Raw genomic sequence first — 425 nt, forward strand, 5'->3', positions numbered from 1 at the left:
TAAAAACACCACCGTTGCTTATTACCTTTGCCAATAACTTGAAATTTCCTAGCTTTGAAGTCTATTTGCTCTAAATTTAAAGCCAGTATCTCAGCAATCCTAGCACCACTACTATGTAACAAACGCACCAACGCAGACAACCGCACATCTTTTTTGATGACATGATACAGAATACTTAATTGGTTGGGCGTAAGATAGCGTACAGTCTCGTTTGTAGCGTGTTCTCCTTGCTCTCGGTTCGGCTTACGTCTTGTTAATCCAGCAATCGGATTAGATTTGAGATATCCCATATCAACAGCAAAATTGAACAAAGCCGTGATTACAGCTTGATGACGGTGGTGCGTAGTATAGGAAATATTAGTTAAATGATTAAGATATTCCAACAAAACTTGTCTATTGATGATTTCTATCGACCATCTACCGTA

1 protein-coding gene is annotated in these 425 nt (G+C 38.6%); it reads right to left on the reverse strand.

Annotated features, from left to right (window positions below):
* A partial coding sequence (locus tag PL9214_RS29610) for a tyrosine-type recombinase/integrase (protein WP_145980186.1) occupies nucleotides 1–425 on the reverse strand: 425 nt, incomplete at both ends.

The sequence above is a fragment of the Planktothrix tepida PCC 9214 genome (genome assembly GCF_900009145.1).
Taxonomy (GTDB): Bacteria; Cyanobacteriota; Cyanobacteriia; order Cyanobacteriales; family Microcoleaceae; genus Planktothrix; species Planktothrix tepida.